The organism is Lentzea sp. NPDC037011, assembly GCF_055607425.1.
The window spans coordinates 23273-44238 of the sequence record NZ_JBVJRT010000020.1; the positions used below are offsets into that span (position 1 = coordinate 23273).

14 protein-coding genes are annotated in these 20966 nt (G+C 72.2%); 11 read left to right on the forward strand and 3 right to left on the reverse strand.

Going from position 1 to position 20966, the window contains the following annotated elements:
• Window positions 1-97 precede the first annotated feature (97 nt).
• Window positions 98-1081, reverse strand: a complete 984-nt coding sequence (locus ACZ7CH_RS38210) for a GlxA family transcriptional regulator (RefSeq protein WP_470376204.1) — start codon at window positions 1079-1081, stop codon at window positions 98-100.
• Between the two features lie 191 nt (window positions 1082-1272).
• Between ACZ7CH_RS38210 and ACZ7CH_RS38215 the strand changes: the two genes are divergently transcribed.
• The 4 genes from ACZ7CH_RS38215 to ACZ7CH_RS38230 all read left to right on the forward strand — a co-directional run bounded on the left by ACZ7CH_RS38215 (window position 1273) and on the right by ACZ7CH_RS38230 (window position 5598).
• Complete coding sequence (locus ACZ7CH_RS38215) at window positions 1273-2358, forward strand: sporulation protein (RefSeq protein ID WP_360388448.1); 1086 nt, start codon at window positions 1273-1275, stop codon at window positions 2356-2358.
• A gap of 111 nt (window positions 2359-2469) precedes the next feature.
• Window positions 2470-3687, forward strand: a complete 1218-nt coding sequence (locus tag ACZ7CH_RS38220) for a DUF418 domain-containing protein (RefSeq protein ID WP_470376171.1) — start codon at window positions 2470-2472, stop codon at window positions 3685-3687.
• A 157-nt stretch (window positions 3688-3844) separates the two neighbouring features.
• Complete coding sequence (locus tag ACZ7CH_RS38225; protein ID WP_360388454.1) at window positions 3845-4498, forward strand: response regulator transcription factor; 654 nt, start codon at window positions 3845-3847, stop codon at window positions 4496-4498.
• Entirely contained in the window at window positions 4495-5598 is a 1104-nt protein-coding gene (locus ACZ7CH_RS38230) for a sensor histidine kinase (protein ID WP_470376172.1), read from the forward strand. Before ACZ7CH_RS38225 ends, ACZ7CH_RS38230 begins: the two co-directional genes overlap by 4 nt.
• 13 nt (window positions 5599-5611) lie before the next feature.
• Here the strand turns inward: ACZ7CH_RS38230 and ACZ7CH_RS38235 are convergent, their stop codons facing one another.
• Window positions 5612-7345: an ABC transporter ATP-binding protein gene (locus tag ACZ7CH_RS38235; RefSeq protein WP_470376173.1), complete on the reverse strand. Its 1734-nt coding sequence runs from the start codon at window positions 7343-7345 to the stop codon at window positions 5612-5614.
• Between the two features lie 454 nt (window positions 7346-7799).
• Between ACZ7CH_RS38235 and ACZ7CH_RS38240 the strand changes: the two genes are divergently transcribed.
• The 5 genes from ACZ7CH_RS38240 to ACZ7CH_RS38260 all read left to right on the forward strand — a co-directional run bounded on the left by ACZ7CH_RS38240 (window position 7800) and on the right by ACZ7CH_RS38260 (window position 18838).
• The gene (locus tag ACZ7CH_RS38240; protein ID WP_470376174.1) at window positions 7800-15608 is read left to right on the forward strand and encodes an RHS repeat-associated core domain-containing protein; all 7809 of its coding nucleotides are present in this window, start codon (window positions 7800-7802) and stop codon (window positions 15606-15608) included.
• 12 nt (window positions 15609-15620) lie between these two features.
• A complete protein-coding gene (locus ACZ7CH_RS38245; RefSeq protein WP_458432079.1) occupies window positions 15621-16076 on the forward strand; it encodes a hypothetical protein in 456 nt (151 codons plus the stop codon).
• Complete coding sequence (locus ACZ7CH_RS38250) at window positions 16073-16990, forward strand: Dyp-type peroxidase (protein WP_360388468.1); 918 nt, start codon at window positions 16073-16075, stop codon at window positions 16988-16990. The genes ACZ7CH_RS38245 and ACZ7CH_RS38250 overlap by 4 nt, the downstream gene beginning before the upstream one ends.
• A gap of 161 nt (window positions 16991-17151) precedes the next feature.
• On the forward strand, window positions 17152-17883 hold the full coding sequence (locus ACZ7CH_RS38255) for a substrate-binding periplasmic protein (protein ID WP_470376175.1): 732 nt from the start codon (window positions 17152-17154) through the stop codon (window positions 17881-17883).
• Window position 17884: 1 nt separating this feature from the next.
• A complete protein-coding gene (locus ACZ7CH_RS38260; protein WP_360388474.1) occupies window positions 17885-18838 on the forward strand; it encodes a cation diffusion facilitator family transporter in 954 nt (317 codons plus the stop codon).
• Between the two features lie 55 nt (window positions 18839-18893).
• Here the strand turns inward: ACZ7CH_RS38260 and ACZ7CH_RS38265 are convergent, their stop codons facing one another.
• Window positions 18894-19679: an alpha/beta fold hydrolase gene (locus ACZ7CH_RS38265; RefSeq protein WP_470376176.1), complete on the reverse strand. Its 786-nt coding sequence runs from the start codon at window positions 19677-19679 to the stop codon at window positions 18894-18896.
• A gap of 23 nt (window positions 19680-19702) precedes the next feature.
• On the opposite strand from ACZ7CH_RS38265, the gene ACZ7CH_RS38270 reads away from it, so the two are divergent.
• A complete protein-coding gene (locus tag ACZ7CH_RS38270; RefSeq protein ID WP_360389843.1) occupies window positions 19703-20335 on the forward strand; it encodes a DUF998 domain-containing protein in 633 nt (210 codons plus the stop codon).
• Between the two features lie 8 nt (window positions 20336-20343).
• Window positions 20344-20901, forward strand: coding sequence for a hypothetical protein (locus tag ACZ7CH_RS38275; protein ID WP_458432073.1), 558 nt, complete (start codon window positions 20344-20346; stop codon window positions 20899-20901).
• The last annotated feature ends 65 nt before the right edge of the window (window positions 20902-20966 follow it).

The window sequence follows — 20966 nt, forward strand, 5'->3', positions numbered from 1 at the left end:
GTCGGGACCCTTCAGTCAGACGTTGTGGGCAACGGTAGGTCCGGTCGGTCGCCGTGCCCATGTCGTGCACCCCAACGAATCTGCCATCCGTCCCGGATCAGGCCCGGCTGCGCCGGTACTCCGTGGGCGACACGCCGAGCTCGCGCAGGAACGCGCGGCGCATCCCTTCCTGCGTCCCGTACCCGCACCGGCGCGCGATCCGCAGCACCCCTTCCCCGGTGTCCGCCAGCATGCGTTGCGCGGCCTCCAGCCGGATGAGGTCCACGAAGCGGCCCGGTGTCACGCCGGCCTGCTCGGCGAACGCGCGAGCGAACTGACGTGGCGACAGCCCGGCCCTGCCCGCGAGCGCCGGAACGGACAGGTCCGCCGCGAGGTTCGCGGTGGCCCAGTGCTGGACGTCCCGAAGCGGGTCGGAGTACGCGGCCTGGGCCGACAGCTGCGCGCTGAACTGGGCCTGGTTCCCCGGCCTGCGCAGGAACACCACCAGCAGACGGGCGATCTCGTGGGCCACCGCGCGGCCGAAGTCCTCCTCGACCAGGGCGATGGCGAGGTCCACACCCGCGGTGACACCGGCCGACGTGTAGAACGGGCCGTCCTGGACGAAGATCGGTTCGGTCTCCACCCGCACCCGCGGGTGCTTGTCGGCGAGGTGACCGCAGGACTCCCAGTGCGTCGTGGCCCGTCTCCCGTCCAGGAGACCGGCCTCGGCCAGGAGCCACGCCCCCGTGCACACCGACACCACTCGTCGCGAACCGGGAGCCCGCTCACGCAGCCACGCGACGAGCCGCTCGTCGACGTCCCCCACGCCGGGACCGCCCGGCACCAGGAGCAGGTCCGGGGTGTCGGCAGCGGCGAGGTCGAGGTCCGGGACCACCCGCAGGCCGCCGGCCGCGCGGATCGTTCCGCCGCCCAGTGAGGCCGTGCGGACGACGTAGGGCGGGGTGTCCGTCGTTCCGACACAACGCGCTGCCAACGAGAACACGTCCAGAGGACCCGCGACGTCGAGGGGTTGCACGCCGTCGAACAGGACGACGAGCACCGAGTGGGTGCGTGTTGGGGCAACGCCGCGACGATCGTCCATCACACCGCCGAGGCTACCGAGGACAGGTTCAGCCTCGGCGGGACGTGGCCCACCCCGCCGATCGGCGGGGTCAGGTCCAGCCGGGTAGCGGGGTGTTCCGGACGTCCGGCAGCTGTGCACGGTCCGACGGGCTCACGAAGCTGGGACACGGCAACAGGTTCGACCCGTTCGTCCCAGGAGGAGAGCTTCTCATGTTCAATCGGATGCTGAGCGCCTTCGGCATCGGTGGCCCGTCCGTCGACACCGTGCTGGACTCGCCGCACGCCGTGCCCGGTCAGCCCGTCACCGGGCAGGTGCGCATCCAGGGCGGCAGTGCCGACGCCGACATCGGCCAGGTCGTGCTGTCGCTGGTGGCGCAGGTCGAGCGGGGTGGGTTCGCCTTCGCCCGCGACGACGAGCACGGTGGCGCGGAGTTCTTCCGGGCGGTGGTGCAGCAGGGTGTGCGGGTGCCCGCGGGGCAGCTGGTGGCGGTGCCGTTCCAGCTGGAGCTGCCGTGGGAGACGCCGATCACCGCGGTCGGTGGTGCGGCGCTGCCCGGGATGGGGGTGGGGCTGCGGACCGAGCTCGTCGTCGCGGGTGCGCCCGACAAGGGTGATCTCGACCCGGTCCTGGTCGGTCCGCTGCCGTCGCAGAACAAGGTGCTGGACGCGGTCGGGCAGCTCGGGTTCTCGTTCCGCGGTGCGGGTGTGGAGAACGGGCGGTTGCCCGGTGTGCCGCACGAGCTCGGCTTCTACCAGGAGCTGGAGTTCTTCCCGCCGGGGCGGTTCGCGGGCCGGGTGAGCCAGGTCGAGCTGACCTTCGTCGCCACCGCGCACGAGCTGCACGTGGTGCTCGAAGCCGACCGGCGGCGGGGCGGGTTCTCGATCGGCGGCGACACCTCCGGGCACCTGCGGGTCTCCCACCAGGAAGCGCTGGTCACCGACTGGGCGGCCGCGATCAGCGGCTGGTTGGCGCAGGTCGCCGAGCGCGGGGCGAACCCGGCGTTCGGTGGTGGCGCCCAGAACCCCGCCTTCGGTGGTGCGCAGAACCCCGCGTTCAGCGGGCAACCCGGGCACCACCCCGCCTTCGGCACCCCGGCCGGGTACGGCGGGCAGCAGGGCTACCGCGGCCGTGGTCACGACGACGACCACCACTACCACCAGCAGGACCAGCGGCGCGGAGCCGGCATGGGCGGCATGCTCGCCGCCGGTGCCGCCGGTGCCGCGGGCGGTGTGCTCGGCGGCATGGCGTTGAGCGGCATGGCCGAGGAGTTCTTCGGCGACGACGACGAGGGATGACCGTCCACTGCGGACGGTTCCGGTCGGCCGGGCGGTTCCGGTCGACCGGCGGGGTGCGCACCGCGACCTGACGGGTGGTCCGCCACCGGGCCGCACCGAAAAGGTGGCTGTGTGAAACAGCTGCCACTACAGGACATCTCCACCGCCCACCAGCCCGGCACACCGGTCACACCCTCGACGGCACGGCTGGTCGGGGTGGACCTGGCCCGCGCACTGGCCGTCTTCGGCATGTACGTCGTGCACCTCGGCCCGGCCGCGGACGCCACGTCCGGCATCGGTATCTGGGTGCGCCACCTGGCAGAGGGCCGGTCCTCGGCGCTGTTCGCCACCCTGGCCGGGTTCTCGCTGGTGCTGCTCGCCGGTCGCCTGGAACCCAGGACCGGTGTGGCCGGACGGCAGGCCAAGGCCCGCATCGCGATCAGGGCGGTGGTCCTGCTGGCGCTGGGCACGGTGATGGCCACCGTCTACGGCGGCGTGGTGATCCTCGCCTTCTACGGTCTCTACTTCCTGCTCGCCCTTCCGCTGGTGCGGTTGCGCGCCCGCACGCTCGCGATCGTCGCGGCCGCGCTCGCCGTCGTCCTGCCGCCGCTGGCGCTGGGGCTCCGGTCGCTGCTGAGCGACCCGGTCTCGGCCGCGCTCAAGGCCCACGACCCGCTCGACCGCGTCGGTGGTGTCGGGGTGCTCGAGCTCCTGCTCACCGGCTTCTACCCGGCGCTCCCCTGGATGGCGTTCGTCGTCTCCGGCATGGCGCTGGGCCGGCTGGACCTGTCCTCGGGCACCGTGCGGCGCCGGCTGGCCGTGTTCGGTCCCGCCCTGGCCGTGTTCGCCTACGGCACCTCCTGGCTGATGTCGCAGCTGTTCGAGGGCGTCCGGTCGGCTGCGGAGGTGCAGCGTCCCTCTGTCGCCGGGAAGGCGGGACCGGAGGACCTCGGCGCTGACGCCGTCGGGTCGGCGTGGTCGTTGCTCACGGCAGGTCCGCACAGCGGCATGCCGCTCGACGTCATCGGCTGCGTCGGAGTCGCGATCACCGTGGTCGTCGGCGCGACGGTGCTGCTCGACCGCCTGCCGCTGCTGCGCCGCCTGGCCACGCCGGTCATCGCGGTCGGGACGATGTCGCTGACCGCCTACGTCGGGCACTTCGTCCTGTCGCCACAACTGGCCGGGGCATCGGGAAGCACCGGCGCCGAGTCCACGGCGTCCTGGGTGCCGGTGCTCGTGTTCGTCGTCGGCGTCACGGTGTTCGCCGGCGTCTGGTCGCGGTTCTTCCGCAGGGGACCGCTGGAGCACCTGCTCCACCTCGCCACCACACCGGCGAAGCACGTCCGCTGAGCCGGCTCCCCCGAACCGACTTCCCTGCGCCGGCTCCCCTCCGCCGACCGGCTGGTCGCGCCCGCCGGTCGGCGGAGGGGTCCGGCCGGTCCCCGGATGGCGCGCTCGCACGACTCCTGGGGACACTGCACGGACAGTATCCACAAAGGAGCGGTGCATGATCCGGGTGGTCGTCGTGGACGACGAGGAGCTGGTGCGGACGGGGTTCCGCCTCATCCTGCAGGCGGCGGGGGACATCGAGGTGGTCGCGACCACGACCGGCGCGCAGGCGGTGCGGGAGATCGGCCTGCGGAAGCCGGACGTCGTGCTGCTCGACATCCGGATGCCGGACGTCGACGGCCTCACGGTCCTGCGCCAGTTGCAGGGCCTCAAGCCGCCGCCGGTGGTGGCGATGCTCACGACGTTCGACTCCGACGAGTACATCGCCACGGCGTTGCGGACCGGTGCGGCCGGGTTCGTGCTCAAGGACACCGGGCCCGAGCAGCTGGCCCAGATGGTCCGCACGCTCGCCTGCGGCGGTGTGGTCCTGTCCCCCAAGGTGACCCGCACGGTCGTCGACGGGTACCTGGGCTCCGGTTCGGGCTCGCCGGCCTCCGAGCAGGTCGGTCTGCTCACCGAACGCGAACGCGCGGTGCTCGTGCTGATCGCCGAGGGGCTGTCCAACACCGACATCGGCGCGCAGCTCCACCTCAGCGTCGGCACGGTGAAGGACCACGTCAGCGCCATCCTCACGAAGCTGCGCGTGGGCAGCAGGGTGCAGGCGGCCCTGGTGGCGCAGCGCGCCGGCCTGCTCGACGGGACCGAGCGGTGAGCCGCCGCCCGCCCCGGTGGCTGGTCGACGCGGCGGCGCTCGCACTCGCGGTGGCCGAGGGGGTGCTCACCATGGTCAGCGAGGAGGACCTGGGCGGGATCGTCACCATCGCGGTCGCCGTCGCCGCTCTCCTGCTCGTCCACCGCGTCCCGGTGCCCGCCTTCCTGGCGACGCTGCCGGCGGTGCTCTTCCCCGGAGCGATCGTCCCCACGATCATCGCGCTGTACGTGGTCTCGAGCCGCTACCGCGACTGGTGGCTGCTCGCGGGGTGCTGGCTGCTCGCCGCGGCCGGTTTCGCGTTCCCCATGTCGGAGTTCGCTCCGACCATCTGGGACACCTACACCCTGCTCGGCGTCATCTACGCCACGATGACCGCGTTCGCACCGGTCCTGCTCGGCCAGTTCCTGCGGTCCCGGCACGAGCTGGCGCTGCGGCTGGAGGAGGTCAAGGAAGCCCGTGAGCACGAGCGGCGGCTCGACGCCGAGGCGATCTTGGCCCGCGAACGCAACCAGCTCGCCCGCGAGATGCACGACGTGGTGTCCCACCAGGTCAGCCTGATCGCGGTGCAGGCGGGGGCGCTCCAGGTCAGCACCCCCGACCCGGAGGCGAGGAAGGCCGCCGAGAACGTGCGCCTGCTGTCGGTGAACACGCTCGACGAGCTGCGGCACATGGTGAACCTGCTGCGGGCCTCCGGTACCCCGGCCACCGAGCTCACCCCGCAGCCCACGCTGACCGACCTGGAGCGCCTCATCGCGAACAGCGCGATCGACGCTCGCATGGTCGGCACCGCACCCGAGGGCCTCGAACCGCCGGTGCAGCGCGCCATCTACCGCACCATCCAGGAAGCGCTGACCAACGTGCGCAAGCACGCGCCCGGCGCCGGTGCCACCGTCGAGATCAGCCACGACGACACCGACCTCACCGTGACCGTCACCAACACCCCGCCCACGCGGCCGCACCTCGCGCTGCCCAGCGCACGGCACGGCCTGGTCGGGCTGCGGGAGCGCGCCGCCCTGCTGGACGGCACGCTCCACACCGGCCCCACCGCCGACGGCGGCTTCCGGCTGCGGCTGAGCCTGCCGGTCACCGCCCGCGGCTGAGCCTGCCGCCGGGTCAGCCGCTGAGCAGCTGCGTGGTGGCGAACTCCGCGTACAGCGGATCTTGACCGACCAGCTCGTCGTGGGTGCCGGTGGCCCGCACCGTTCCGCCGTCCAGCACGACGATCCGGTCGGCCTGGGTCACCGTCGACAGCCGGTGCGCCACCACGAGCACCGTCGTGGTCTTCGCGACGGCGGTGACCACGTCCCTGATCGCCATCTCGTTCGCGGCGTCGAGCTGCGAGGTGATCTCGTCGAGCAGCAGCAACCGCGGCCGGGTGATCAGCGCGCGAGCGAGCGCGACCCGTTGCCGTTCACCGCCGGACAGGAAGGTGCCGCGGTGCCCGACCGGGGTGTCGAGCCCGTCCGGCAACCGCTCGACGAGCGCGTCGAGGCGGGTGTGCGCGACCACGTCGCGGATCTCCTGCTCGGTCGCGTCCTGGCGGCCGTAGACGATGTTCTCGCGCAACGACCCGGACAGCAGCGGTGCGTCCTGCTCGACGTACCCGATGCCCGCGCGCAGCTCGGCGAGGTCCCAGTCCGCGAGGTCGCGGCCGTCGAGGCGGATGCGGCCGGAGTCCGACTCGTAGAACCTCTCGATCAACGCGAACAGCGTGGACTTCCCGGCACCGGACGGGCCGACGAACGCGGTCAGGCCCACCGGCGGAACCTCGACGTCCACGCCGCGCAGGACCTCCGGCAGGTCCGGGCCGTACCGGAACCGCACGCCGGAGAAGCTCACGCGGGCCGCACCCGGTGCCGCGGCGGTGGTGCCCGTGCCGACCGGTTCGGTCTGCATCTGCTCGACCTCGCCCAGCCTGCGCACCGCGGCGAGTCCGATCTGCAGCTTGCTGCCGGCGTGCAGCAGCTGCCCGATCGGCTCTTCGAGGAAGAACAGGAACAGCAGGAAGGCCACCAGGGTGGACAGCGGGATCGCCCCGGTCGCGACGCGAGCACCACCGACACCGAGCACGGCGAGGAACGACGCCTGCACCGCAAGGCCGTTGAAGCCGTGCACCAGCGCCTCCCACCGCGCCGACCGCACACCGGCACGCCACGCGTCCTGCGCACCCCGCTCGATGGCGGCGAGCTCCACGGCCTCGGTACCCGCGGCCTTCACGGTCCGGAAAGCCCCGAGCACGCGCTCCAGCCGCGCGCCCGTCTCCCCGACAGCGCTCTGAGCGGCGTGGGAGGCCTTCTCGATCATCGGCATCCCGGCGAGGGCGAGCAGCCCCACCACGGCGAGCACGGCCAGGGTGATGCCGAGCAGGACGAGGTCCATCACCCCCATCATCACGACCATCACGACGGTCGTCGCCGACCCCGTGACGAGCCCGACCAGAGCGTGGGTGCAGACCTCGCGCAGCAACGTCGTGTCGCCGGTGAACCGGGACAGCAGGTCACCGGGCTCGGCGCGCTGCACCGCGGGCACCCGCAACGACAGCAACCGCGCGGCCAGCCGTTTCCTGGCCCCGAGCACGACCGACTCCGCGGCACGTTCGAGCAGGTAACCGCCGGCCATCGCGATCACGGCACCGGCCAGCGCGATGCCGACGAGCAACGCCAGCAGCCCGGCAACCCCCTCCCCCGAGCCCAGCCGGTCCACCAGCGCTTTGGCCGCCAACGGCAGCGCGGCGGCGGCGAGACCGCTCAGCAGGACGAGGAACCCTCCACAGAGGATGGTGCGCCGCTGTGGTTCGGCATACCCCAGGAGGGTTCGCCAGGTCGTGCGGTCGATCAGGGTGCGCACGGTGACACGACTCCGTTTGTTGTGGCTGTGTGGGTGGTCCGGGCAGGCGGAAGCGCCACCGCGGACCGGCTCCACCATCGTCACGCCCCGGTGCACCGTGCGGCACCGGTGACGCGGCTGGGTGCACCGGTCAGATGGCTGGACAACGCCCGTCACCCGGGGGGTGGAGCAAACCCGTTGGGATCGCTCGTCCTGGGCTTTGGAGCTTCCGGATGTCGTGCAGCAGCACAAAATCCTGCCCGGTTGTCAAGCCGCAGCCATAGCCGTTGATGAACTCGTCATAGGCGGACACGATGAACCGATCGGCCGCCTCGTCGGTCTTTTTCGTCCTGGTCGCTACGACAAACGAGTAATTTTCTCGGTTTTCCGGTTTGAGTGGACACACGGGCGGCGGGACCGGCGATAGTTCCGGGGGGAGTCGGCAGACCCCGCGCCGAGCGGTCGAGGAGACGACGTGCACACGAGGCTGCGGCAGTACTCGGTCCTGGTGTCGGTGGTGGCGGTGGTCTCCTCGGCGGTCACGGCCACCGGCGTGCCGGTAGCGGCCGCTCCCCGCGACCTGCCGGCCAGGACGGAGGTGGCGGCACCCCGCGCGACGGCACCCCTCGTCGACCCACCACCCGGTCCCGCGACCTACGCGTACGACGCGCTCGGACGGGTCGCCGGCGTGGTCGGCGCCGACGGCTCGGTCGCGCGGTACACCTACGACCCGGCGGGCAACCCGTTGTCGGTCGAGCGGCTCGGCACGCCGGCCGTCGCGGTCCTGTCGACCGTGCCCGGCATCGTGCGTCCCGGCGACGCGATGGTGGTGTCCGGCAAGGGCTTCGGCACCACCGCGACGGCCAACACCGTGAAGGTCAACGGTGTCACGGCGACGGTCAAGACGGCCGCCGCCGACCGGCTGACGGTCACCGTGCCGACGTCGGCGACGACCGGCGCGGTCACCGTGACCACGTCGGCCGGCACCGGCACCGGCCCGGTGGTCACCGTCGTCCGCAACGACAAGCCGACCGTCACCGACGTCACGCCGAAGATCGCCGCCGCCGGGTCGACCGTCACCGTCACCACGACCAACTCCGACCCCGAGTTCGCCAACAACCTGGTGCGGGTCAACGGGATGCTGGCCGCGGTCACCGCACGCTCCGGCGGCTCCCTCACCGTCCGGATTCCGCCGGGTGCCGCGACCGGCACCGTGTCGCTCAGCACCCCGGCCGGCACCGGCACCAGCTCGGCCGTGCTGGTCGTGCCGCCCACCGGCATCGACCCGGCGAGCATCGACACCGCCGCGGCCATCACCGCGGGCACCGCGACCCAGGTGCCGGTGGCGGCGCGCAAGTGGGCGGTGCGGTACTTCTCAGCCGCCGACGGGGACCGGTTCGCCTTCTCGCTCAGCGACGGCACCTTCGGCTCCTGCGGCCTGTACGCCCGCGTCCACGACGAGCGCAACCGGCAGACCGCCACCGGCAGCTGCGTCGGCACCGGCGGCTGGATCGACACCGGCCCCACGAGCGGTCCCGGGCTGCGCACGATCTTCCTGCGCAACGACACCGACACCGCCGGCACCACCACGGTGACCGTGCGGAAGGTGCCGGCCGACCTCAACGCCGGCGCGCAGTCCCTGTCCGGCACCGCGAAGACGGTGACGGTCGCCAACCCCGGCCAGAACGCCTACACGACGTTCTCCGGCACGGCGGGCGGCCGCGTCATCATCCAGACCACGAACGCGTCGTCGCAGTTCGGCTGCTGCGGCCTGTACTGGTGGCTCGTCGCACCGGACGGCACCCGCGTCGGCGACACCAAGTACCCCAACGACACCCTCGACACGACCACCCTGCCGCAGACCGGCACCTACCGCGTCTTCCTCGATCCGGGTGGCGCCAACACCGGTTCGGTCACGGTCAGCGCGTGGTCGGTCCCGGCGGACCTCAACGCGGGCACCCAGCCGCTCGACGGCACCGCGAAGACCGTCACCTTCACCAAGCCCGGCCAGAACGCGTACACGACCTTCGCCGGCACGGCCGGGAACCGGGTCACCGTCCAGTCCACGAACGCGTCGTCGCAGTTCGGCTGCTGCGGCCTGTACTGGTGGCTCGTCGCACCGGACGGCACCCGCGTCGGCGACACGAAGTACGCCAACGACACCCTCGACACGATCACGCTCCCCCAGACCGGCACCTACCGGATCGTGGCCGACCCGTCGTCGGTGCTGATCGGCTCGGTCACGTTCACCGCGTGGACGGTGCCCGCCGACCTCAACGCGGGCACGCTGACCCTCGACGGCACGGCCAAGACCGTCACGATCTCCAGCGCCGGCCAGGACGCCTACGTCACGTTCTCGGCCACGACGGGTCAGCGCGTGCTGTTCCAGTCCCTCGACACGTCCGCCAACCTGGGCTGCTGCGGCGCGACCTGGCAGGTGATCGCGCCGGACGGCACGCGTTTGTCCGACGAGTACATGAACTCCACTGTGGACACGCGCACGCTGCCCCAGACCGGCACGTACAAGATCTGGTTCGGCCCGCGCGGCACCAACACCGGCTCCACGACGTTCAAGGCGTGGACCGTGCCCGCGGACCTCAACGCCGGCACCTTGACGCTCGACGGCACCGGCAAGACCGTCTCGATCACGAACCCGGGCCAGGACGGTTACGTCACCTTCTCCGCGACCGCGGGTCAGCGGGTGATCTTCCAGTCCCTCGACACGTCGGCCAACCTGGGCTGCTGCGGCGCCGCCTGGCAGGTCTTCGCACCCGACGGCACGCGGATCTCCGACGAGTACATGAACTCCACCGTCGACACCAAGACGTTGACGCAGACCGGAACCTACAAGATCTCCTTCGGCCCCTACGCCGCCAACACCGGCTCCACCACGTTCAAAGCGTGGACCGTGCCCGCCGACCTCAACGCCGGCACCTTGACGCTCGACGGCACCGGCAAGACCATCTCGATCGCCAGCCCCGGCCAGGACGGCTACGTCACCTTCTCCGGCACCGCCGGGCAGCGCGTGATCTTCCAGTCCCTCGACACGTCCGCGAACCTGGGCTGCTGCGGCGCCGCGTGGCAGGTGTTCGCCCCGGACGGCACCCGCATGTCGGACGAGTACATGAACTCCACGGTGGACACGAAGACGTTGCCGCAGACCGGAACCTACAAGATCTCCTTCGGCCCCTACGGCACCAACACCGGCTCGACCACGTTCAAGGCGTGGACCGTCCCGGCGGACGTCAACGCGGGCACGATCACCCTCGACGGCACGGGCAAGACCATCTCCATCACCAACCCGGGCCAGGACGGCTACGTCACCTTCTCCGGCACCACGGGCCAGCGAGTGATCTTCCAGTCCACCGACACGTCGGCCAACCTGGGTTGCTGTGGCGCCGCGTGGCAGGTGTTCGCCCCGGACGGCACGCGGATGTCCGACGAGTACATGAACTCCACCGTCGACACCAAGACGTTGTCGCAGACCGGGACCTACAAGATCTCCTTCGGGCCGTACGGCACCAACACCGGCTCGACGACCTTCAAGGCGTGGACCGTCCCGGCCGACCTCGACGCGGGCACGATCACCCTCGACGGCACCGCGAAGACCGTCACGGTCACCAACCCCGGCCAGGACGCCTTCGTCACCTTCTCCGGCACGGCCGGCCAGGCCGTGACCATCGGGTCCAGCAACACCTCCGGCTCGCTGGGCTGCTGCGGCGCGGCCTGGCAGATCATCGCGCCGGACGGACAACGGTTGACCGACCAGTACATGAACACCGAGGTCACCGGGCGCACGTTGCCGCAGACCGGCACGTACAAGGTGTGGTTCGGCCCCTACGGCATCAACACCGGCGCCACGACCTTCACCGCGCGGACCGCCACCGCCCTCGCCGCGGCGGTCGCACCACCGGCCGAGCAGGCCAAGCAGAACGAGCGGACCGAGCAGGCTCCGGTGGCCACGGCCGTCGCCGAACCGAAGCACGAGACCAGGACCAAGCCCCAGCTCCTGCCGGCACGGCTGCGGGACGACTCGCTGCGGGTCGACCCCGACCCGGCCTCCCCGAACGCCGCGACGCTGGTCCGCGACGACCGGCTCGACGCGGCCTGGACGCCGGACGCGGGCAACCTCGACGGCCGTGACTGGCTGACGCGGCGCGGCCCGGCCACACCGGTGACCGACCTGACCGCGCCCAAGGGCGTCACCGCGATCAGCGGGCACGTGCTCGGGCTCGACGGCAGGCCGCTGGCCGGCATCCCGGTGCGCGTCGACTCGATCCGCACCACCACCGACGCGAGCGGCCGGTTCCTGCTGTCCGGTGTCCGCGCCAACGCGACCATGATCGTGGTCGACGGGTACGCGGCGGCCACCGGCAAGAGCAGGTACGGCACGTTCCGCATCCACGCCAGGGTCGAGCGGGGCACGACGACGCCGCTGGACGCGCCGGTGTGGCTGCCCAAGCTGGACATGGCGCACACGGTCGAGCTCGCCGCGCCGACCACGAAGGACATGGTCCTGACCACGCCGGCCATCCCCGGCCTCGAGGTCCACATCCCGGCCGGCACCGTCGTGCGCGACATGGACGGCAAGGTCGTCACGGAGCTGGGCATCACCGCCATCCCGATCGACCGGCCGCCCTACCCGTTGCCGCGCAACGGAATCGTGCCGACGTTCTTCACCGTCCAGCCGGGCGGGGCGACGATCTTCCCGGACGGCGCGAGCGTGGTGTACCCGAACTACACCAAGCTGCCCGCCGGCACCGTCGTCGACTTCTGGAACTACGACCCGGCCGAGAAGCAGTGGTACGTCTACGGCCACGGCAAGGTCAACGCGGACGCCAGCCGGGTGATCCCGGACGAGAAGACCAAGCTGTGGACCCTCGACGGCGCGATGTTCAACACCGGCGGCAACCCGAAGCCGGACAAGCCGTGGTGGCAGGACCTGCTCGACAAGCTCTCCGGTGACCCGGTCGACCTGTCCACCGGTCTGCTGACCGACACCCACACCGATCTCGGCCTCGACGACACGGTGCCGATCGCGCTGAACCGGCAGTACTGGCAGGGCGACAACCACAGCCGCGACTTCGGGCTGAACTCCGGCGCCGACCACAACATGTACCTGGCCTCCGAACAGCAGTACCAGGAGGTCGACCTCTACACCCCGGGCGGCGGGCGCGCGCACTACGTCCGCACCTCGCCCGGCACCGGCTACGGCGACGCGGTGTTCGCCGCGGTCGGCTCCCCCGGCCGCTACACCGGCTCCACCATCGCGCAGGAGAACGGCGACTGGGTGCTGACCCTGCGGGACGGCACCAAGTGGTTCTTCCCCTGGTACAGCAGGCCGCGTGCCATGCGTGACCGCAACGGCAACGAGGTCACGTTCGTGCGGCCGAGCGGCGCCAACGGCGAGGTCACCCAGATCGTCTCGCCCAACGGCCGCTGGATCGGGCTGGAGTACGACGCCTCGGCCCGCGTGATCAGGGCCAGCGACAACATCGGCCGCCAGGTCGGCTACACCTACGACACGGCGGGCCGGCTCGCGACCGTCACCGACCCGGCGGGCAAGGTCACCACCTACACCTACGACACCGCGAACCGGGTCACCGGCATCACCGACGGGCGCGGCAACACCTACCTGAGCGTCGCCTACGACGCGAACGGCAGGGTGTCGCGGCAGGACATCGCCGACGGCGGCTCCTTCACCTTCGCCTACACCCTCGACGCGCAGAACCAGGTCACCGAGACCAGGGTGACCCAGCCGAACGGGTCGGTGCGGCGGGTGACCTTCACCGCCACCGGGATGGTCGCCACCGACACCACCGCCTTCGGCACGTCGCTGGCGCGGACCACCACCTACGAACGCGGTGCAGGCAACCGGCTCGACGCCGTGGTCGACCCGTACGGCCGGCGCGCCGAGTACACCTACGACGCCGCGGACCGGGTGGTGAAGGCGACCGGCCTCGCGGACACCGCGGGCGAGTACACCTCGGCCGAGGCCACCTGGGGGCCGTACGACCAGCCGACGACCACCAAGGACGCGGCCGGGCGCACCAGCACCTTCACCTACGACGCGAAGGGCAACCTGCTCACCGCGACCGACCCGCTCGGCCGCACCACGACCACCACCCGCACGTCGGCGGGGCAGGTCGCGACCCTGCGCGACCCCGCGGGCGCGACCACCACGTTCACCTGGGAGTCCGGCACGCTGACCGGGGTGCGCGACGCGCTCGGCCGCACCGCGACGACCTTCCACGACGCGGCCGGCCGGCCGGTGCTGTGGACCGACGCGGCGGGGGCGCGCAAGCTCGTCGCCTACGACGCGCTGAACAACCCGGTGAAGGTCACCGACGCGCTCGGCGGCGTCAGCACGTTCACCTACGACGCCAACGGCAACCGGACCGCCTACACCGACCCGCGTGGCAAGACGACCTCGTGGACCTACGACAAGGCCGACAGGGCGGTCACCCGCGTCGACCCGTTCAACCGCACCGACACCACCACCTACGACGGCACCGGCCGGGTCACCGCGACGGTCAGCCGCGCCGGGCTGCGCACCGAGATGACCTACGACCAGCTCAACCGGCCGACGAGCATCAGGTACGGGGTGACCGGCGCCGGCACGCAGCAGTCGAAGATCACCTACGGCTACGACGCCCTGGACCGGCTCACCACGCTCACCGACACGGCGGGCGGCACCACCAGCCAGACCTGGGACTCGTTCGACCGGCTCGCCACCACCACCGGACCCAACGGCACGGTCGGCTACACCTACGACGTCCTCGGCCGCACGACCGGTGTCACGGTGCCGGGGCTGCCCGCCACCACCTACACCTACGACAACGCCGACCAGCTCACCGGCGCGACCCGCGGCGGCGACACGGTCACCGTGACGCGGGACGCGGCCGGGCGGGCCAGCGCGGTCGCGTTGCCGGGCGGCTGGCGGCAGGCCTTCACCCGGGACGCGATCGGGCAGGTCACCGGCATCGCCTACAGCCACAACGGCACCGCCAAGGGCGACCTCGGCTACACCTACGACGCGGTGAGCAGGCGGACCTCGGTCACCGGCTCGCTCGCGAACGTGGCGCTGCCGGCCGCCAGGTCGGACCTGGCCTACGACAACGGCAACCGGCTGGTCTCCGCCGGTGGCACGGCGCTGACCTACGACAACGACGGCAACCTGCTCTCCGACGGCACCACCACCTACACGTGGAACGCGCGCGGCGAGCTGACCGGCACCAGCCGGTCCGGGCTGACCAGCACCAACGTCTACGGCCCCACCGGGGTCCGGGACACCCGCACGGTCGGCTCGGCCACCACCCGGTTCGTCTACGACGGCGCCAACGCCGCGGCCGAGCTCGACGCCGCGGGCACGTTGTCGGCCGGGCTGCTCGCCATGGGCACCGACAAGTGGGCGGGGCGGGCCAAGGCGGGCATCACCGACAGCGTCCTGACCGACGGGCTCGGGTCGCCGCTGGCGCTCGGGCGAGCGGACGGGACGCTGGCCGCGACCCAGTCCTACGACCCGTTCGGCGTGCCGGCCACCACCGGTGACGCCCGCGGCTCGGACCTGTCGTTCACCGGGCGGCAGGACGACGGCACCGGCCTGCTCCAGTACCGCGAGCGCTACTACAGCCCCGCGCTGGGCCGGTTCATCTCCGAGGACCCGATCGGCTACCAGGGCGGCGGCAACCTCTACGCCTACGTCGGCAACTCGCCGGCCAACGCCACCGACCCGAACGGCACCAACCCGCTGCTGCTCGGCTGCCTCGGCGGGGCCGCGATGGACGCGGCGATGGACTACGCCGGGCAGCGCCTGTCCGGGCGCAAGGTCGACTGGGGCTGGGGCGGCGTCGGCGGTGCCGCCGCGGCCGGCTGCCTCGGCGGGATGCTCGGCGCCGGGATCGGCAAGTGGCTGTCGAAGGCCGCGGACATGCGCGACATCCAGAACGGGTGGAAGGCGGCGAACGGGAAGGGCTGGCAGCGCGGTCAGGACATCTACTCCAAGACCGCGGCGGGCAACGACCCGGCCTGGTCGACCGTGCGGTCACGGTACTGGAAGAACGCCGCGGAGCACCCCAGCGCGAGCCGGCAGTGGTCCGACGCCGACCTCGCCAGGATGCGGTCCGGGCAACCGCCCACTCGCTACAATCCCGACAAGGGCGGCATGGAGTCGATGGAGCTGTCCCACGAGCCGATCCCCATGCGCGACGGCGGCAAGCGGGTCGTGCCGCGCTGGCCGCAGGACCACGCGGCCAGGGACCCGTTCCGGCACCCCGGGTACTGACGAGGGACTGTGATGGCCAAGAAGCTGGGCGAGTTGTTCGCCGAGGGGCGGGGTGCGCCCCTCGACGTGGCCGGGCAGCGCGTGACGATGACCTACGAGCTGCCCGACCCCGCCGACGGCCAGACCCTGCGGATCGCGTTCACCGGCGCCCGCCGGGACCGGCGGGAGGGTCTGGTGGTCAAGGCCAGGGGCGGGGTGCTGGAGGTCAACGGCCAGCGGCTCGCCGAAGTGGTGCTGTGGACCGACACCGCACCGCCGCTGGTCGAGCTGACCGTGCGCCGGTCAGGGCGCGGGGCGCTGCTGGTGCGGATGTGGAACACCTGGGTCGACGACGCCGGCGTCGACCAGGCGTGGGTCGGCAACGCGGGGATCGTCGTGGAGGAGACCGGCGACGGGGCGGTGCTGCGGTGCAGCGACGGCTACGACGACCCCTCGTTCGACGACCTCGTGGTCGCGGTCGCCCGGTGATCGACCGCCGCGACCTGCTGGTCGGCGCCGGCCTCGGCACGCTGCTGGCGTGCCTGGGCCTGTCCGGCTGCGGCACACCGGGCACCGACCCGCCCGGCACCCACCCGGTGCTGCGCACCCCGCGTCCGGCCGGGGCGCTGGCCCTGCTGCGGGCACGGGGGACGGACGCCAGGGCGCGGTTGCTCGGCGTGCGCGGCGACGACGTGATGGTCGGCCTCGGCCCGACGCTCGCGGACGTGCCCGTGATGCCCGACTTCCCCGGCGAGACCCTGGACCGCGACCGGTCCCGCACCGACGCGTTCGTCCAGGTCGAGGGGGACGACCGGGACGACTGCGCGGACCGGCTGGCCGAGGTGCTCGCCGAGCTGCCCGGCCTCACGCCGGTGTGGACGGTGCCGGTCCACCGCGACGTCGCCCCGCCGCTGGACGGCAAACCCCTGCAGCGCAACCCGTTCGGCTTCGTCGAGGGGCAGACCAACGAGCAGTCGGTGCTGCTGCCCGACGGCGACACCCTCGCCGCGCTGCGCGTCATCCGGCTGGCCCACCCGCTGTGGGACGCCGACAGCGCCGAGGCGCAGGCCAGGATCATCGGCCGCCACCCGGACGGCACCTGGCTCGACGGCACCCCGCCCGGCCGCGTCCCCGACTACGCCGGCGACCCGGACGGTGTGGCGATCCCGCTGAACTCGCACGTGCGCGCCATGAACCCGCGCACCGGGGACACCCCGGCGCCGCGCATGCTGCGCCGGTCGTGGATCTACCAGGAGACCCCTGCCGAGACCGGTGTGGTGTTCATGGCGTTCCAGTCGTCCTTCGAGGACGGCTTCGCCCGCGCACAGTCCCGCCTGGCCTCGGACGCGCTGCACCCGTACCTGCTGACCACGGCGGGCGGGTACTACCGGGTGCCCGCCTGACCCCGGTCCTCGCGTTCTCCCCCGCGCGAGCGGTGCCGTTCCGGTGGCTGCGGTGAGAAGACACCGCTTTCGGGCGTTTCATCCCGGTTGCGCCTGTGAAAGGCGTTCCTGAGTGGATCATCCGATGGTTGAACGGGGTGGTCTTGGGCAACATCACCCGCATGGCATCGGTTGCACTGGCTCGACACGTGTGGCAACGAGCGGCCGCGGTGGTCCTGGTCCTGGTGTCGGTGGGCGGTTGCCAGTGGCCGCGCGACGCCGACGGCACCTTGGACCGGGTGCGGGAGGGCACGCTCCGGGTCGGGGTCGCGCACCGCCCGCCGTGGACGATCACGGACGGGAACCAGGCACCGGGCGGTGCCGAGACGGTCTTGGTGCAGCGCTTGGCCGACAGCCTGGGCGCGCGCGTGCAGTGGGTGTCCGGCGGTGAGGCCGAGCTCATGACCGCGCTGTCCGAACGCAGCCTCGACCTCGTCGTCGCGGGGCTGGACGCCGAGTCGCCCTGGGAGAAGGACGTCGCACTGACCACCGACTACCTCACCACGGACATGGTCGTCGCCGTGCCCGCGGGAGCAGCGGCTGACATCACCGGGCAACGGGTGCTGGTGCGGGAAGGCAGCGCCGAGGCCGCGCTGCTGTCCGACGAAGACGCGACCGCCGTCCCCGTCGCCGACGTTCCCGAACGCCCCGGCGGTGCCGCTGTCGTCCCGGACTGGCGGGTGGACGCGGCCGGCCTGACCGACTCCGGCATCCACCTGTCCAGTGCCGATCACGTCATGGCGGTGCCCGCCGGCGAGAACGCCTGGCAGAGCACGGTCGAGCGGTTCCTGCTGGGCCTGAAGCCCGACGAGGTGCGCCGGCTGCTGCTCGACGCCCGCCGTGAGGGGGCGTGACATGGCCGCGATCCACGACAGCTTCGAGCTTCCGCCCGACAAGGCGGCGCTGCACCGCCGGGCCGTGCGCCTGGAGTGGTGGACGGTCGCGTTCTTCGTCGTGGCCATCACCGTGCTGGCCGTCGTGCTGGGCCAGTCGCAGGCCATGAAGGCGGCCTGGGTGGAGGACATCCTCGCTCTCGCGCCGCCCATCGCGTTCCTGGTCGCCGATCGCTACCGCAACCGGCCCGTCGACGAGGAACACCCCTATGGGCATCACCGCTCGGTGGCCATCGCGTTCCTGGCCTCCGCCTTGGCACTGCTGATCCTCGGCGGCTACATCCTCGTCGAGTCCGTGCTGCGGCTCGTGCAGGGCGAGCGCCCGCCGATCGGGTTGATCGAGGTCTTCGACCACGCGGTGTGGCTGGGGTGGCCGATGATCGCCGTCCTGCTGGCCACCATGGTCCCCGCGATCCTGCTCGGCCGCGCCAAGACGAAGCTGGCCGCACAACTGCACGACAAGGTCCTGCACGCCGACGCGGAGATGAACCGCGCGGACTGGCTCACCGCCGGCGCCGCCGTCCTCGGCATCCTCGGCATCGGCGCCGGCCTGTGGTGGGCCGACGCCGTCGCCGCGATCATCATCTCCGCCGACATCGTCCGCGACGGCCTGCGCACCACCCGCACCGCCGTCGCCGACCTGATGGACCGCCGGCCCCGCACCGTCACCGACGACCAACCGCACCCCCTGCCCGCTCAGCTCACCGCACTCGCCCTGGACCAGCCCTGGGTCACCGACGCCTGGATCCGGCTGCGGGAAGAAGGCCACGTGTTCGTCGGCGAGATGCTCGTCGTACCCCGGCCCGGCACCGACGACCTCGTCGAACGGCTCGACCGGCTCAGCCACCGGCTGCGCGACGCCGACTGGCGCATGCACGACATCGCCGTCATGCCCGTGCGCGAGATCCGCCGGTGACCCGGCATCCGCTCGCCGCGTGCAACGCCGATCTTGAACACGCGGCCGGGAACTGTCAGGACGACGAGAGGCAGCGCCGCACCGCATCGGCCACCGCACCGGGATCGTCCAACTGCACCATGTGCGACGCTTCTGGCACGATGCGATGAAGGCCATGAGCGGAAAGGGAGGCCATCGATCCGTGGGCGGTGAGGATGTGCAACGCCGACCTCGCGCCGCCCAGCGTCCCTCCCGCCGTGAGCACCTGCCACGGCACGTCCGGCAACGGGTGCGTGCGCAACGCGTCCACCTCCGCGACCAAAGCGGGATAACCGGCGAGCTCTTCGACCACGGCGGCGGTGGCCGGTGGCCTGCCGAAGAGCCGGAGCAGCGGACCGGCGCAGCGTGCGGCCGGTCCTGCGGCACCCACCCGGAGCAGGGCCTGCGCGAACACGGCGGAGAGGTCGAACGGGCGGCCGACTCCGGGCGGGACGAGGCTGGGGTCCACGAGCACCGCGCCGCGCACGCGTTCGGGGCGCAACCGCGCGTACGCCTCCACGTGCAGGCCGGCGAGCGAGTGCCCGACCAGCACGGCCGGGGCTCCGGCGACGTCGAGGACCGCGTCCAGCACCGCCACCTCGCGCCGGGCCGACGGTGGTTCGGGCGACGGGGTGCTCGCGCCGGTGCCGGGCCGGTCGAAGCGCAGCACCCGCGCGGACGGGGTGAGCAGGCGGGTCACGGCGTCCCAGTCGGCGACAGCGCCGGCCAGGCCCGAGGTGAGCACCACCGGCGGCGCGTCCGCCGGTCCGTCCGCCAGCAGGTGCAGGGTCGATCCCACGACGTTGGCCACGGGACACAGCATGGCGCAAGGATGAGGCGGGCGTGATGCGGGAACCGTTGTCCCGCCGGCCGCACGGGTGGTTGGTCACTGCCGCGGTCCTGTACTCGTGCTGGCTGCTGGAGCTGGTCCTGCCGACCGGGTTGTCCTCAGTGGACAGCTACGTGAGCGAGCTGCTCGCCGACGACCAGCCGTACCGGTGGCTGTTCCGCGTCACCGACTCGCTGGCCGCCTGCTGCCTGCTGCTCGCCGCCCGCGGGATGCGCGGACGACTGGTCGTCGCCGCTGTGCTCGTCTTCGCGGGCGCGACCCTCGCCGACACCGCGCTCGCCCTGGACTGCGCGCCGAGCGTGGACATGGTGTGCCGCGCCCGGGAGAGCAGCGGGTCGGTGTCGCTCGGACATCAGTTGCACCAGGTGACGAGCGTGCTGACGTTCCTCAGCGCACTGGTTGCCGCCGTGGGTTTCGCACGGAGCACACGCTGGTGGAGCGCCTGGGTGGTGGCGGTGCTGCTGGCCGTGACGGGGGTGTTGTCCGCGGTGCTGGTCAACCACCCCGGTGCCGGTCTGGTGCAGCGCGTGCAGCTGCTGACCGTCGCGACAGGACTGCTGCTCGGGGCACGGGCGTCGGCCCGGTGGGCTCGCACCGGGCCGGCTGCCCCGCCGCGCGAGCCGCGGTGACACGGGTCATGCCATCACGGCGCCGCCAGGCCACGCTGGTCGTCTGCTTCGCGCTCGCAGTCTGCCTGCTCGCAGGCGCGTGGTGGCTGAGCACCCGGCACCGGCCGACGGGTTCGTCGTCGGGGACCTCGGTCTCGTGCATCACGGCGCAGGACGAGAAGGACGACCACTGCGGGCGGGTCGCGGCCGACATCGCCCGGCGCACGCCCCTCACCTCCGCGCAGCGCACCGCCGCTGAACAGGTCTACAACAACGTTCAGCGCGCCATGTCGGTCGACTCGCGCTGCAGTTCCGCGCCGAACGACAGGTGCGTCGTGCCCTCCAGGCGTCCACCGGTCACCGACGACGCGGATCGCCGCCGCACGGCCCTGGAACGGGCCGGGTTCGTGAACAGCGTGGTGCGCATCGCCCGCCCGGACGACCCCGCGCCTTCCGGGGCCCTGCTCTACGCGGTGCCCGTCGCGGAGAACGCCTGCCTCGTCGGGTACGTCACGAGCGTGCCGGGTGGAGGGGGCGGGAGCTTCCTGGGAGGGCTCCTGCCCCACGGCCGGTGCCTCGACGACTAGGGTCTGTGTCGAGGTCCCGTTCGATGAGAGTCGCGCCTGAGGTGGTTCCTGGCGGTGCGGGCGGA